Consider the following 13,778-nt stretch of genomic DNA (forward strand, 5'->3'; position numbering starts at 1 on the left):
TTTTTAGGCTATGACTATTTTTATTCTTTCTGTTAGCGAGCATATACATTCAACGCAAAGAATTTACAAAGAAGCTCGTCGTCGTGGACATACTGTTGAGATTATAAATCATCTAAAATGTTCCATTAAACTAGGAGGTGACAAACCTGCTATTATGTATCAAAGTGAGAATATTATTGACATTCCCGATGTTATTATTCCTCGAATAGGTGTTTCTGCCATGAAACATGGAGCTGCTGTTGTAAAAGAATTTGAAATGAATGGAGTGTATAGTACTGCTAGTTCTGCAGGTATTATAAATGCTCAAAACAAAGTTCGTACCCTGCAAATAATAAGTCGAAATAAGCTTCCAATTCCACAAACTGTTTTTTCTGTTGACCCTGAAAATGTTAGCGAGCAAATAGATTTATTAGAAAGTGTACCAATAATTATCAAACTACAAGAAGGCACACATGGTTCAGGCGTTATTTTAGCAGAAAGTAAAAAATCTGCTATGTCTATTATCGATACTATGTATAGCACTAACACAAGTATTTTATTACAAGAGTTTATTAAAGAAAGTAACAGCGAAGATATTCGCGCTTTTGTGGTAGGCGACAAAGTTATTTCATCAATGAAACGTAAAGGTTTAGAAGATGATTTTCGTTCTAATATTCATAAAGGAGGCAACGGATGTAAAGAAGCTTTAACTTCTGAAGAAAAAGAAATTGCTATTAAAGCAGCTCAGTACTTGAAACTTCCTATAGCTGGAGTTGATTTGATACGTTCAAAACGGGGTCCTTTACTAATTGAAGTAAATTCGACACCAGGTTTACAAGGAATTGAAACCTATACTAAAGATAATATTGCCAAAGCCATTGTTAAATTTTTAGAAGAACATGTTCGAACAAAACTTTAAAAACAACGTTGTAGAAATTCGTGGGCAAAAAATAGGGTTAGGAGAATCTAAACTAATCAAAATTCCAATTGATAGGTTACCTACAGGTACTCTGATAGAAATTCCTGTATATGTTTTTAATGGTGAAGCTTTAGGCCCTACAATTTTATTGCAAGGAGGATTACATGGGGATGAAGTGAATAGTATTGAATTAGTACGAAGAATGTTAATTGACAAATCCTATAAGATTCATCGTGGGTGTGTTATTGTGGTTCCTTTGTTGAATATTTTTGGATTTTTAAACATGTCGAGAGATATGCATGGAAAAGATGTAAATCGTAGTTTTCCTGGATCAAAAACCGGATCTTTAGCAAGTAGAATGGCGTATTACTTAATGAAAGAAATTACAAATAATGTAGATTTTGCTATTGATTTTCATACTGGTGGAGAACAACGCAATAACTTCCCTCAGATTCGATATACTCCTGAAGACGAAAAAGGATTTCAGCTGGCAAAAATTTTCAATGCTCCTTTTATGTTTAGTTCAAAACTTATTCCGAAGTCATTTAGAAGTCAGTGTCATAAAAATAATATTTCTGTTATTGTGTATGAAGGAGGAGAGTCTTTACGTTTAGAAGAAAATGCCATTCAACATGGTATTTATGGAACGCTTCGTGTTTTAAAGCACTTTAACATGATTCATCATAATGTTGAAGTTCCTAAAAACCCCACCTCAATTCATATTAACAAACGAAACTGGATTCGTGCTAAAGTTGCCGGATTATTTACCTCAACAATCAAAAATGGAGAGAAGGTAGAAAAAGGACAAATTTTAGGACACATTATGGACACGTACGGTGAAACAAACTTCACTATAAAATCTCCTACAAGCGGTTATATCATTGCTAAAAACAACTTTCCAATCATCAATATGGGTGATGCCTTATTTCACCTAGGAAAAACCTAATATTCTGGTTTTATTTGTTTTATAAATTATTTTTCACTTATTTTAATTCCAATTAACTAATCAAAAATTATAAATTATGGAATTATTAATTAGCTTATTAAGTGGTGCCGTTGGTGGTAACATAGCTGGTGCTTTGTTAAAAAAGTTTTCTTTAGGTACTCTTTGGAATTCTGTTGTAGGAATTTTAGGTGGTGGTTTAGGAGCTCAATTATTAGGAATGTTGAATATAGACATTTCTGGTATGATTGGTAACATTGCAGCAAGTGGTGTTGGAGGTGCCGTTTTACTAGTCATTGTTGGTATTATTAAAAGTGCAATGGCCAAAAGTTAAGCAGATATCAATAACATAAAAAACGTCCTTTTTAGGGCGTTTTTTTATTTATGAAAGTAGCCTAATAAAATAGCTGTACCTTTGTTGGCTCATAGTGGTGTTGTTTTTTCAATACTACTGAAGAAATATATATGACATTTACATCGTTAGGTTTATCAAACGCTTTAGTAAAAGCGGTAACCGAAAAAGGGTACGAAACCCCCTCTCCTATTCAAGAAAAAGCAATTCCAGTTATTTTAGAAGGCAAAGACGTATTAGCTTCTGCACAAACCGGAACAGGTAAAACTGCTGGATTTACATTACCTATTTTACAACTTATATCAGAAAAAAAGAATCCGAAATACCGACCAATTAAAGCATTGGTACTAACTCCAACAAGAGAATTAGCTGCTCAGGTATATGATAATGTACGCGAATACAGTAAACATTTAAACATCAAGTCTACCGCTATTTTTGGTGGAATAAAACCTAGCTCTCAAATAGCAACCCTTAAAAACGGAATTGATATTTTAGTTGCTACTCCTGGTAGATTAATCGATTTACACGAACAAAATGAACTTTCATTAAAACGAGTAGATATTTTAGTTTTAGATGAAGCTGATAGAATGCTTGATATGGGGTTTTTAAGAGATATTCAAAAAATTATCTCTTTATTACCTGAAAAACGCCAGAACTTATTATTCTCTGCAACTTTTTCAAAAGAAATTAAAAAATTAGCACACGGTATTTTACACCATCCTGTGATGGTTGAAGCCGCTCCTGAAAATACAACTGCCGAAAAGGTAAATCAAAAGTTATACAAAGTACCTAAGGGCAAAAAAACTGAGTTAGTCGGACAATTGATTTCGAAAGGAAACTGGAGTCAGGTGTTAATCTTTACTCGAACCAAGCACGGAGCCAATAGGTTGACAGAAAAGCTAGTTAAAAGAGGTATTTCTTCCGCGGCTATACATGGTAACAAAAGTCAAGGAGCAAGAACCAAAGCTTTAAAAGGGTTTAAAGACAACTCTATTCGAGTACTAGTGGCTACTGATATTGCTGCTCGTGGATTAGACATTCCACTACTACCGCACGTGATTAATTTTGAACTTCCAAACGTTCCAGAAGATTATGTTCACCGAATTGGTAGAACAGGAAGAGCTGGTGCTAGTGGAGAAGCCATTTCATTAGTTTCGCAAGAAGAAGAAGCTTATTTAAAAAGTATCGAAAAATTATTGGATCAAAAAATAATCGCTTCCGAATTGGAAGGATTTGATTTATCTACCATAAAAGAGGAAGTAAAAACTGAACAATCGAGACCAAAGCGTTCAGAAAAAAAGCCCGAGAAGAAACCTTTTAAAACTTCTTTCAATCCAAAAAAGAAGAAGAACCCAAAAAGTTCTTCTGAAGAAACACAAAAAAATGCGCCTAAAAAGCGAAATAATCGGAACAAGAGAAACAACAATAAAACAGCACATTAAGTAATAATTTAATTCGAATAAGCTTTTTTCTGGTATTGAAATACTCAGCTTCACTAAACAAGTAAAACAATATTTCGGTATAATTCTTGTTATTATTACTGTGTATTACAAAAACCAATAATTATGAAAAAACATGTTTTATTACTAGTTGCATTAGCAACTTTTTTTACCGCTTTTATCAGCTGTTCTAGTGACGACCCCCAAACCTCAGAAGTCGCTGTTCGTTTAGTAGACGCCCCAGGTGACTACGACGCAGTAAACATCGATGTTCAAGATGTAATGATTAACAAAAATGACGGAGACGGTGGTTGGCAAAGCCTTGGAAACGTTACTCCTCAAGTGTATAACTTATTAGAGTTAACAGGTGGAATTGACGCTTTATTAGTAGATACTGAAATTCCATCAGGAAAAATTAGCCAAATTCGTTTAGTTTTAGGCGAAAACAATTCAATTGTTGTAGACGGACAAACATATCCGTTAGCTACCCCAAGCGCTCAACAATCGGGATTAAAATTAAATGTACACCAAGACTTAGTAGGTGGAGTTAAGTATACTTTTATCTTAGACTTTATGGTTGATAAGTCTATCGTAGTAGAAGGTAACGGAGCTTACAGTTTAAAACCAACCATTAGAGTGAGTACTGAAGCAACTTCGGGTGCTATTTCAGGAATGGTAAATCCTTTTGAATATCAAGTAGCAGTTGAAGCTGCTTCAGCTACTGATACAATTACAACAGTAACAAACGAAGAAGGTAAATTTATGTTACACGGTGTGCCTGCAGGTACTTACAATGTAACTTTTACTCCTGATGAAGCTTCTGGATTAGCTCCAAAAACAGTTGAAGGAGTTACTGCTGTATTAGGTGAAAACACCGATATGGGAACTGTTGAGTTACAATAAACTCTCTTTTTATAAATTATTAGAAAGGATGCTTTTTACAGCATCCTTTTTTTATACTTTTAAGCTAAAATTTACTCCGTAAAATGGAAGCTTCAAAAAAAGCTATTACACAACGCATACAGAACATCGTAAATGATGAAAATTTAAACACGTTAATTCCTGAAATTATTAACTGCTTTAACGAATTTTCCTTATCTAGAAATGAATTTTTAGTAAAAAAAGGAGAAGCTTGTCGTTATTTCTGTTTTGTAGAAAGCGGCATTTTACAATATGCTGTTACCGTTTCCGGACAAGAAAAAACCACCTATTTAGCCTTAAGAAATGGTTTTGCTTCTTCTTTAAAAAGTTTTTTACAACAAACTCCTTCCCCAAAAAACATAAAAGCATTAAGTGCCTGTAAACTTTGGGTACTAAAAATTGATGACTTTAAACACCTAATGAAAAACAACAAAGCTTTTCATCAATTTTATTATAACTTTATAGAAAATCAAATTTTTTTAATTGATGATTATCGCATTGATTTACTTACTCTAACTCCTGAAGAACGCTATAAAAAACTACTCGTAAACGAACCAAAATTATTACAAGAAGTTCCACTACATTATCTAGCTTCCTTTTTAGGAATTTCAACTCGACATATGAGCAGAATTCGAAAAAACATAAAATAGCGCCAAATGGCTAATATTTGCAAAGTTTCTTTCCGTATTTTTGAGGGACTTTATCAAAATTTTATTTAAAATATGATGAAACATTCATAATTAACTTTTAATTATACCTAGAAGTGATAATTTAGATGTTGCATCTGACCTTTAAAAAACAATAAATTATTAACAGATGAAATACCATGCAATAAATAGCCAGTTATTTATAAAAAATCGCAAAAACTTCATGGCGCAAATGAAGCCGAAGAGTTTAGCTATTTTTAATTCTAACGATATATACCCGGTAAGTGCTGATAGTACGTTACCTTTTGAACAACACCGTGATATTTTCTTTTTAAGTGGTGTAGATCAAGAAGAAAGTGTATTGGTTTTATTCCCAGATTGTCCGAAAGAAAACTTACGTGAAGTATTGTTTTTACGCGAGACCAATGAGCATATTGCTGTTTGGGAAGGTGAAAAGCTAACCAAAGAAAAAGCTTTAGAAACTAGCGGAATTAAAAACGTACACTGGTTACAAGACCTAGAAAAAGTATTGGCTGAAATGATGGCTTTAGCAGATACAGTATATATTAACACTAACGAGCACTATCGTGCTAGTGTTGAAACTGAAACTCGTGAAGCGCGTTTTACCAAATGGTTATTTAACAAATATCCAGCTCATTCGGTAGCTAAAAGCAATCCTATTTTACAACGTTTACGTTCGGTAAAAGATCAAATCGAAATTGATTTAATTCAAACTGCCTGTGACATTACTGAAAAAGGATTCAGACGTGTGTTAGACTTTGTAAAACCTGGGGTTTGGGAATATGAAATTGAAGCAGAATTTATTCATGAATTCATCAGAAACCGCTCAAAGAAATTCGCTTACACGCCAATTATTGCCTCTGGTAACAATGCCAATGTATTGCACTATATTGAAAACAACCAACAATGTAAAGCAGGTGATTTATTATTGTTAGATGTAGGAGCTGAATACGCTAACTATTCTTCGGATATGACACGTACCATTCCTGTTTCTGGTCGTTATACAGACAGACAAAAAGCAGTATACAATGCTGTAAACCGTGTAAAGAACGACGCTACAAAAATGTTAGTACCAGGGACTCTTTGGGCTGACTATCACGTAGAAGTTGGAAAATTAATGACTTCGGAATTGTTAGATTTAGGTTTATTAGACAAAGCCGATGTACAAAACGAAGATCCTAATTGGCCAGCATATAAAAAATACTTTATGCACGGTACTTCTCATCACATGGGCTTAGATACACATGATTACGGATTGTTACACGAGCCAATGCAAGCTAACATGGTATTTACCGTAGAACCTGGTATTTATATTCCTGATGAAGGTTTTGGTATTCGTTTAGAAGACGATGTGGTTATCCAAGAAACTGGTGAGCCTTTTAACTTAATGCGTAACATACCTATTGAAGCAGACGAAATAGAAGATATTATGAATAAATAGTATCACTTTATATACATTTAAAAACGTCATTAGTGCATTTCTTATAAAAACTCTAATGACGTTTTTCTTTTGCTTATTAAACAAGCTTTTTACTGTCATTCCGAACGACAAAGGAGGAGGAATCTTTTCCTTTACATTAGTATTTTTATTACTTTTAGGTTTGAAAAAATATGTTGCTCCTCCACTTTCATATCTACTAATATATTAATTTTAATAAAAAGTGGTATTGAGATTCTTTCTAGCATAATCTCTACTATTCAAGTTCCTATTTACTCTTTAATTCTCATAAAAAACCAACGTGGAAGTTTTTACTAATTGGATTTCATATTGTTTTAGTAATTATATGTTTAATTTTACCTACAGAATCTTATAACTAAAAAACATCGCTAACTTTTAAAAAACCCTCACCATGAAAAACCTACTTTATATATTTCTTTTTACATTAGTTTCATGTGCTTCTAGCCAGATAAACAAAATAGATAATTCCGATTTAACAGGTACGTGGCATTGGACCAATACCGATGGTGGTTTTGGAAATCACATTCATAAAACCCCTGAAAAACTAGGTAAAAGCATACAGCTTACTTTATTAAAAAACTATCAATTTTCAATATCAGAAAATGGAGTTGTAGTTTCAAAAGGCACCTATAGCTTAGCAATGAAAAAATCAATTTATACCCATCAACAAGAGCGTTTTATACAGCTTTCTAATGATCAACAATATCCAGGCATAGTACTCTCTGGTATTATCAGACTTCAAAAACCCGATGTTTTAGAAATTTCTGATAATAATTATGATGGCCTAGGAAGTACTTTCGCACGCGCAAAATAAACGAAGGTTCTTTAAAAAAACAGTAAAAAGCCCTGCTAATTAGCAGGGTTTTCCTTTGTTATTTTGTTTTTTTTGTACTTAATTCGTTCCGCTCCCTCACGTCACTAATGGGTTTCTTTATTTTCTGTTTTCAAATACATAATTAACGAATTAGTACTCATTGGTTTTTTCACAAACAACTAAACGATTAATTATGGAACTAAACGAAACGAAACTACACGATTTACTAGGCAAAGTAGTTACTGAAATGGGGGCTGCAGCTAATGGCCCTCTTGTTATTCTTGGTGACAAACTAGGATTGTATAAATCTCTTTCTGAATCAGACTCTTTAACATCACATGAACTAGCCCAAAAAACAAACACTTCAGAAAGATATGTAAGAGAATGGTTAGCTGCTCAAGCAGCTTCAGGATATATAGAATACGATAACAGCGACAATACTTTTTACATGACGCCAGAACAAACAGCTGTTTTTGGCAACGCTAAAAGTCCTGTTTTTTTAACGGGAGGATTCTACGCTCTTTCTTCTATATATCACGATGAACCAAAAGTTGAGGAGGCCTTTAAAACAGGAGAAGGAATCTCTTGGGGAGATCATAACAGTTGTTTATTCTGTGGTACAGAAAAATTCTTTAGTCCATCTTATGAAGGAAACTTAATTAATAATTGGCTTCCTGAATTAGACGGCGTGGTAGAAAAATTAGAAGAAGGCGCTAAGGTGGCCGATATTGGCTGTGGGCATGCTGCATCGACAATTATCATGGCAAAAGCATTTCCTAATTCTACTTTTGTTGGATATGATTTTCATGAAGAATCTATAAAACAAGCCAAAAAGAGAGCAAAAGAAGCAAATGTTGATAATGTCTCTTTTAAAGTTGCCACAGCTAAAGATTTTCCTGGAAAGGATTATGACCTTATCTGCTTTTTTGATTGCTTACACGATATGGGTGATCCTGTTGGAGCTTGTAAACATGTAAAAAGTGCCTTAAACCCTGATGGAACCTGTATGATTGTTGAACCTTTTGCTAATGATTCGTTAGAAGACAACCTCAACCCTATTGGAAGAGCTTTCTATGCTTTTTCTACGACTATCTGTACACCTTGTTCTTTAAACCAAGAAGTAGGACTCGCATTAGGTGCTCAAGCAGGACAAAAAAGATTAGAAGATGTTGCTACTAAAGGTGGATTTACACGATTTAGATTAGCCACACAAACCCCATTTAACCTTATTTTAGAAGCAAGACCTTAAAATATATTTTTAGTCTCCAACAACCCCTCTCTTTATCTTTCTACACCTACTTTTTACCACCTATTTTAAAACAGTTTTACGCTTTTAGACAACATTAAAAGCATAAAAAACACAGTAACTTGATTATTTGTTAAAACTTAATTAATACAATTACAAATTGTTAACCGTAGTTTTATCTTGTCAAGAAAGGTTGTTTGTATTAGTGTAACAAACACATTAGTTGTGTCGTTGACCACGCTTTGCGTGGTTTTTTTATTTCCTTACTTTTTTTCCTTAGAAAGTAAGACCATATATTTTTAAATATCACCCCAAAACAAAATTCGTTTTAAAACCCGAATTATTAATTGTTCGGGTTTTAAAACGAATTTTAACAATGTAATTTATAGTGAAATTTAAAACCCTCTATATACTTTCCATTTATCAGGATTTAAATCTACTCTTAATGAACTAGAAGAAACAGTTATTTTTAAAATGGCACTATCTTTAGGCTCTATAATTACATCTGAACTTTCTTGTCTTTGCGAATAAGTAACGTTTTGGAGTCCTTTTTTTATTGACTCAACTAAACTATATATATTCTGCTGATTCGTGAATTCAAAATACATCCACTCAGTATAATAACAGTTCTTTTCTATGTCATCATATTTTTTAAAAACAACTTTTGTAATACCTTCTTTACTAATTTCCTTTTCTTCTAGATAAAAATCAATATCTTCATTTAGCTCTTCTGGATATGAGATATTATTATCTAAATCTCCTATAAACCTCGTCGACCAGTAAATATCATTTGCATATCTTTTAGCATAACTTAATATAAGTAACTCTACTAGATTTTCAATGCTTGTTTCTTTTACATATTTTTTAAATTTAATCGAGTCCGGTCTAAGCTCTTCTTTTTTTTCATCTCTACCATCTAAAATTAACTCTCCTTGGTAGTATAAAAAATCTAGGTTAAAATCTAATTTCATAATCTATTTATTTACGTAGTGAATATATATTATTTTGTCTTCTAAAGCTTTAAATATAGCTTCAAACTCTCTTTTTATTGAAACAGCTTCATCTCCTACCGAAATTAAACGAAGTAAAGAAAAATCATCTTGTATTTCTTCTATTTTAGAAGTTATTGCTTGAATCTCTTTAATTTTAACATTTTTATTCCATCGAAGACTAAATACTTCTCCTTCTGGTGTAACCGCCCTAATTTCTTTCAATTTAGTTTTAACAAAAAAATCAATATCGGCAATACTTAAACCTGTTCCTCCTGGGTGGTTATGCGTTAAAATATATCCTCTTAAATTATTAGTAATACGATTAGGCCATATAATTCTATCTGGTAAGTTTGAAGTATGTACTTCAGCTTTTTTAGTTATAGGATTGTATACCTTTCCAAATTCCTCTTTACTTGTTATATGCAACCCCTCAAATTGTGTAATTTGATTAGGAGCTTCATCCAGATGTTTACTTACTTTTTTTGCAAATTTAGAACTATATCCTTTTATTCTCTTTGTTAAATCATCTTCTCTTATTAGTTTTTCAAAAATTTTCTTGCGTGCATCTGGTTTTAATTTTTTAAGTTTATTAATCCCTTTTTTACCATATTTTTTTAAATAAAGTAATCCTTTTTTAGTAAAGCTTACCAAATTGCCTACTGTCTTAGCAAATTGAACCGCGCCAATAAAAAATGATACAATTTTAATAGTATCATATCCTAGCTGATAAACTACTTTTTCAGTATTCTTGGTATAAACACCTTCTTTATAGCCTTCTATAGCTTTATTTGCTATTGCTTTAATTACCTCTACATCTGTAAATAGCTTTTTTACACCTTCAACAAATTGCTTTGACTCAGTTTCACTATTAAACATTTTAATTATAAAAGTAGCCATCTCTGGTAACTCCTTAAATGCCTGTACAGCACCATTAAAGAGTCCGCAAAAAAATGCATTTTCTAATTTGCCTGGAAAAATAGGGGTATACGGTTGTAGCTGAGGGTTCCATACATTATCTGCTACTTTAAATTTTTCAATTCCTTGAGTTATATAATCAATTCCTTCAACTGCTAAAAAAGCTACTGGGTTTGTTTCTAGTATTTCTTTAGCTATTGGATTATTTTTAGTTTTTTCTTGAGTATGTAACTTAAAAATAGGGATAAACAATCCTTTTTCAACAGCTTTTTTTATTTTCGAATTGCTAAACGTTTGACTTTCTACTTCTTCTTTTATCAGATTAGACAAATAACCTACAAATTCTTTTATTGTGGTTTGTTTTTCTTTTAAATCATTTGCTATTCCTGTTCCTATCTTTATCTTAATAAATGAGGTGTCAAAATTGATATTGTCTTCACTTACCAGCCAAATAAACACTTCGTTAGGTAGTGGCTCAAAAACTTTTACTTTTTTAAAATCTAGATCTCCAGATTCCAAACCTGCTTCTTTTTGTGTTTTTTTTATAAAGATTTGCACTTTATACTTTCCATTAATCTCGGCTTCTTCCAGGTAATTCAGTACTTTCTTACTAAAAGATTGATTGTAGTTGGCTTTTGTAATCGCTTCTTTTTCTACCCCTAAGCTTTTTAATACAAATTCTGTCGTGTTTTCATGTGTAATTGTATTGTTAAAATGCGTTCTAATTTCTTGAACTGTTGTGTTTATACTCTCTTTTTTTGGAGACAGTTCTTTTAAAAATTCTTTAAAATTTTCTCCATAGGTAAATGTTAGATTTACCGTATCTTTTTGTGTTACCTCAGCAAAAAAGCATACTTCGTGTGCAGCTGGTTTTACTAAGTTCTTTTTCTCTGAAGCTAACACTCCTTCTGGAAATGTGTAACCAATTATAGAAATCAACTTATCGTCATTGGTTAAAGGTTGTAATTTCCTTTCCGTTTTACGAATTTTTCCAAATAGATTAGCACCATCATAAATTTGCATTCCTTTTCCTTGATAACCGCCAACTTGTGGCAAAAAGGTATCTGCAAACTGTAATGAATAGTATTTATTCCATTCTGTATTAAATACTTTATGTGGTTGCGATTGTTCAACCAGTTTATCAAATTCTTCTTGTGTCATTTTTCATATTTCTTTTTAATTCAACAATCGGTAGCCTACACCTATATTGTGGGTAGGTTGATTGAGTTGGTTGATATTTAATCGGTAACTAGCAAACCATTTTCCTTTTCGGTTGTATTGCAATCCGAAACTGAGGTTGTTAAAGGTTTGTGGGTTTCCTCCTATTTCGGTAAAGAGATACAAGCCACTTCTGTAGGTTTTTGGATGCTCAATCGTTTTGGTAATCGTAATTTCTCGTGGCACTTTGAGTTTGTACGACAACTGACTATCTAACAATTTTCCTTTTACCAAATCGTAGTTGTAAATCTCTATATCGGTATTTTTTAACGTATCTCGATATATTTTTGCCGCTATAAAATTGGTCGTGTCTTTTATAAAAATGGTGTCTTTTACAATATTGGTTACATCATTTTTATGTACATACACTTTTTTGTATCGGATGGTTTGTACTTTAAACGTGTCTACTTTGGTTTGCCAAACCGTGTCTTTTACTACGGTTATTTTTGGGGTTTGTGGGTTTGTTTTTTGATATCTTTTATTAAAAAGATTGACAAATAACAGCACTATAATGACCCCCAATAGCAACCTATCGGTTTTGTTATTAAAAAAATTCATGCTATTTTGTTTTAGGGTTTTGAAAAATGTTTGTCAGTTCAAAGAGCGAAGAATGAGTGGCAAGAAATCTCATCTTTAAGAGATTTCTCCTCGTACCTCGTCGAAATGACATAAAACACTAAAAATTACTAGAAAAAGAACCACTAAAAACGAATGTTAGCGGCTAGACTTTGGTTTTTTGGTTATGATGTATATAAGTTTGTTGCGTATGTTCCTGTTAATGCAAAAACACCTGTTGTAAAAGTTGGTGCTATATACCCTGAATCTAAAGTAGCTCCTGTTGGTTGATCTCTTAGATACAGAGTTGTGTTCCCTACATATCCCGAATTAGGTATTTGTGACGAATCAGAACCTAACATTCTATTAAAACTAATTGTAGTTCCCATAGGGGCTGTTTCTGCTGAAAAAGGCATTCCTGTTATTTTTAAAGAACCTGAAGGAGTTATATTTGTAGTTATTCCATTAAAAAATATACTGAACTGAACAATATTCCCAACCCTTTTAAACCTCGCATCAATAGAAGAATTATATGTAGACGCTCCATTAGCGTCTTCCAAAGCAGGTGTAAAAGTACCTTCTTCATAAAAATTCGCTTTTTGTAATCCAGCATTAGTAGCATCTGCTAGAGGTAAAACTGCACCTGTTCCTGAACTAGACGCTACCGTTCTCGTTGCTACATCGTATGATAAATCTGTAGTTCCTCCACTACCTGCTGTCGCATTAATTATGGGTTGTAGTGGATCCGTGGTATCAATTGTAATGTTTGAACCTGCTTGATATTGTGGAACAGTATCTTTCAAGTTACTTAAATCTACCATAAAAGTAGAATTATCATCACGTGTAAACGTAGCTAACCCATTGGCATCAACAGTTCCCGAAACCAATCGTGCTAGGTTAGTATTATCTAAGTACGGTGTTAAATCAATTTGTGATACACTTACCCCATCTTTTAATAAATCAACAGTATTGGTTCCAGAAATAGGTGATAGGGTATATTCTGGTACTTGCAGCTCTGAGGCTACACTTACCTCTCCTGTTTCGTCAATTACAAACCTTCGGTTTGCTTCTCCTTCAGGTTGTTTTGCATCGATATAACTATCAATTAAATCGGCATATTGTTGTTGTGTAGGCTTGTCACCTGTTTCAAAAAATTGTTTTAAAGTTTCTTTGTTTTGTTTCATTTTTGTTCTTTTTTATCGTTTTTAAATTTGTTTTTGATAAAAAAGAGGCGCTAAAAACGAATGCTAGCGACTAAACTTTTTGTGTTTTTTATTCTTTTTCTTCAAGCAAGGGTTCTAATGTATTTATTAACCTGCCACTGCTCTAATCTTTTTTTACAAAGTAGCTTATATGGT

13 protein-coding genes are annotated in these 13,778 nt (G+C 32.7%); 9 read left to right on the plus strand and 4 right to left on the minus strand.

The features are described 5' to 3' along the window. The first annotated feature begins 10 nt into the window (after positions 1 to 10). The 9 genes from DFQ07_RS04720 (at position 11) to DFQ07_RS04760 (ending at position 8,743) form a co-directional block, all read left to right on the plus strand. Positions 11 to 898 (plus strand): RimK family alpha-L-glutamate ligase, encoded by an 888-nt coding sequence (locus DFQ07_RS04720; RefSeq protein ID WP_133535124.1) that lies wholly within the window; start codon positions 11 to 13, stop codon positions 896 to 898. After that, a complete protein-coding gene (locus DFQ07_RS04725) occupies positions 879 to 1,844 on the plus strand; it encodes a succinylglutamate desuccinylase/aspartoacylase family protein (protein WP_133535125.1) in 966 nt (321 codons plus the stop codon). The genes DFQ07_RS04720 and DFQ07_RS04725 overlap by 20 nt, the downstream gene beginning before the upstream one ends. A 76-nt stretch (positions 1,845 to 1,920) precedes the next feature. Beyond that, a complete protein-coding gene (locus tag DFQ07_RS04730) occupies positions 1,921 to 2,175 on the plus strand; it encodes a hypothetical protein (protein ID WP_133535126.1) in 255 nt (84 codons plus the stop codon). A gap of 131 nt (positions 2,176 to 2,306) precedes the next feature. After that, positions 2,307 to 3,635, plus strand: a complete 1,329-nt coding sequence (locus DFQ07_RS04735) for a DEAD/DEAH box helicase (protein WP_133535127.1) — start codon at positions 2,307 to 2,309, stop codon at positions 3,633 to 3,635. A 123-nt stretch (positions 3,636 to 3,758) separates the two neighbouring features. Further along, positions 3,759 to 4,535, plus strand: a complete 777-nt coding sequence (locus tag DFQ07_RS04740) for a DUF4382 domain-containing protein (RefSeq protein ID WP_133535128.1) — start codon at positions 3,759 to 3,761, stop codon at positions 4,533 to 4,535. 83 nt (positions 4,536 to 4,618) lie between these two features. After that, on the plus strand, positions 4,619 to 5,203 hold the full coding sequence (locus DFQ07_RS04745) for a Crp/Fnr family transcriptional regulator (protein ID WP_133535129.1): 585 nt from the start codon (positions 4,619 to 4,621) through the stop codon (positions 5,201 to 5,203). Positions 5,204 to 5,369: 166 nt separating this feature from the next. Next, entirely contained in the window at positions 5,370 to 6,662 is a 1,293-nt protein-coding gene (locus tag DFQ07_RS04750; protein WP_133535130.1) for an aminopeptidase P family protein, read from the plus strand. Between the two features lie 409 nt (positions 6,663 to 7,071). After that, positions 7,072 to 7,494 carry a hypothetical protein gene (locus tag DFQ07_RS04755; protein WP_133535131.1) on the plus strand — a complete coding sequence of 141 codons (423 nt, stop codon included), beginning with the start codon at positions 7,072 to 7,074 and terminating at the stop codon, positions 7,492 to 7,494. A gap of 193 nt (positions 7,495 to 7,687) precedes the next feature. Beyond that, positions 7,688 to 8,743: a class I SAM-dependent methyltransferase gene (locus DFQ07_RS04760; RefSeq protein ID WP_133535132.1), complete on the plus strand. Its 1,056-nt coding sequence runs from the start codon at positions 7,688 to 7,690 to the stop codon at positions 8,741 to 8,743. Positions 8,744 to 9,135: 392 nt separating this feature from the next. Here DFQ07_RS04760 and DFQ07_RS04765 read toward each other — a convergent pair whose 3' ends face one another. The 4 genes from DFQ07_RS04765 to DFQ07_RS04780 form a co-directional block, all read right to left on the minus strand. Further along, positions 9,136 to 9,711, minus strand: coding sequence for a hypothetical protein (locus DFQ07_RS04765; RefSeq protein ID WP_133535133.1), 576 nt, complete (start codon positions 9,709 to 9,711; stop codon positions 9,136 to 9,138). Between the two features lie 3 nt (positions 9,712 to 9,714). Next, on the minus strand, positions 9,715 to 11,808 hold the full coding sequence (locus DFQ07_RS04770; RefSeq protein ID WP_133535134.1) for a hypothetical protein: 2,094 nt from the start codon (positions 11,806 to 11,808) through the stop codon (positions 9,715 to 9,717). Between the two features lie 15 nt (positions 11,809 to 11,823). Further along, a complete protein-coding gene (locus DFQ07_RS04775) occupies positions 11,824 to 12,423 on the minus strand; it encodes a hypothetical protein (RefSeq protein ID WP_133535135.1) in 600 nt (199 codons plus the stop codon). Between the two features lie 182 nt (positions 12,424 to 12,605). Continuing rightward, positions 12,606 to 13,604 carry a hypothetical protein gene (locus DFQ07_RS04780; RefSeq protein ID WP_133535136.1) on the minus strand — a complete coding sequence of 333 codons (999 nt, stop codon included), beginning with the start codon at positions 13,602 to 13,604 and terminating at the stop codon, positions 12,606 to 12,608. Positions 13,605 to 13,778 lie beyond the last annotated feature (174 nt).

It is taken from the genome of Tenacibaculum caenipelagi, from assembly GCF_004363005.1.
In the GTDB taxonomy this organism is placed as follows: domain Bacteria; phylum Bacteroidota; class Bacteroidia; order Flavobacteriales; family Flavobacteriaceae; genus Polaribacter; species Polaribacter caenipelagi.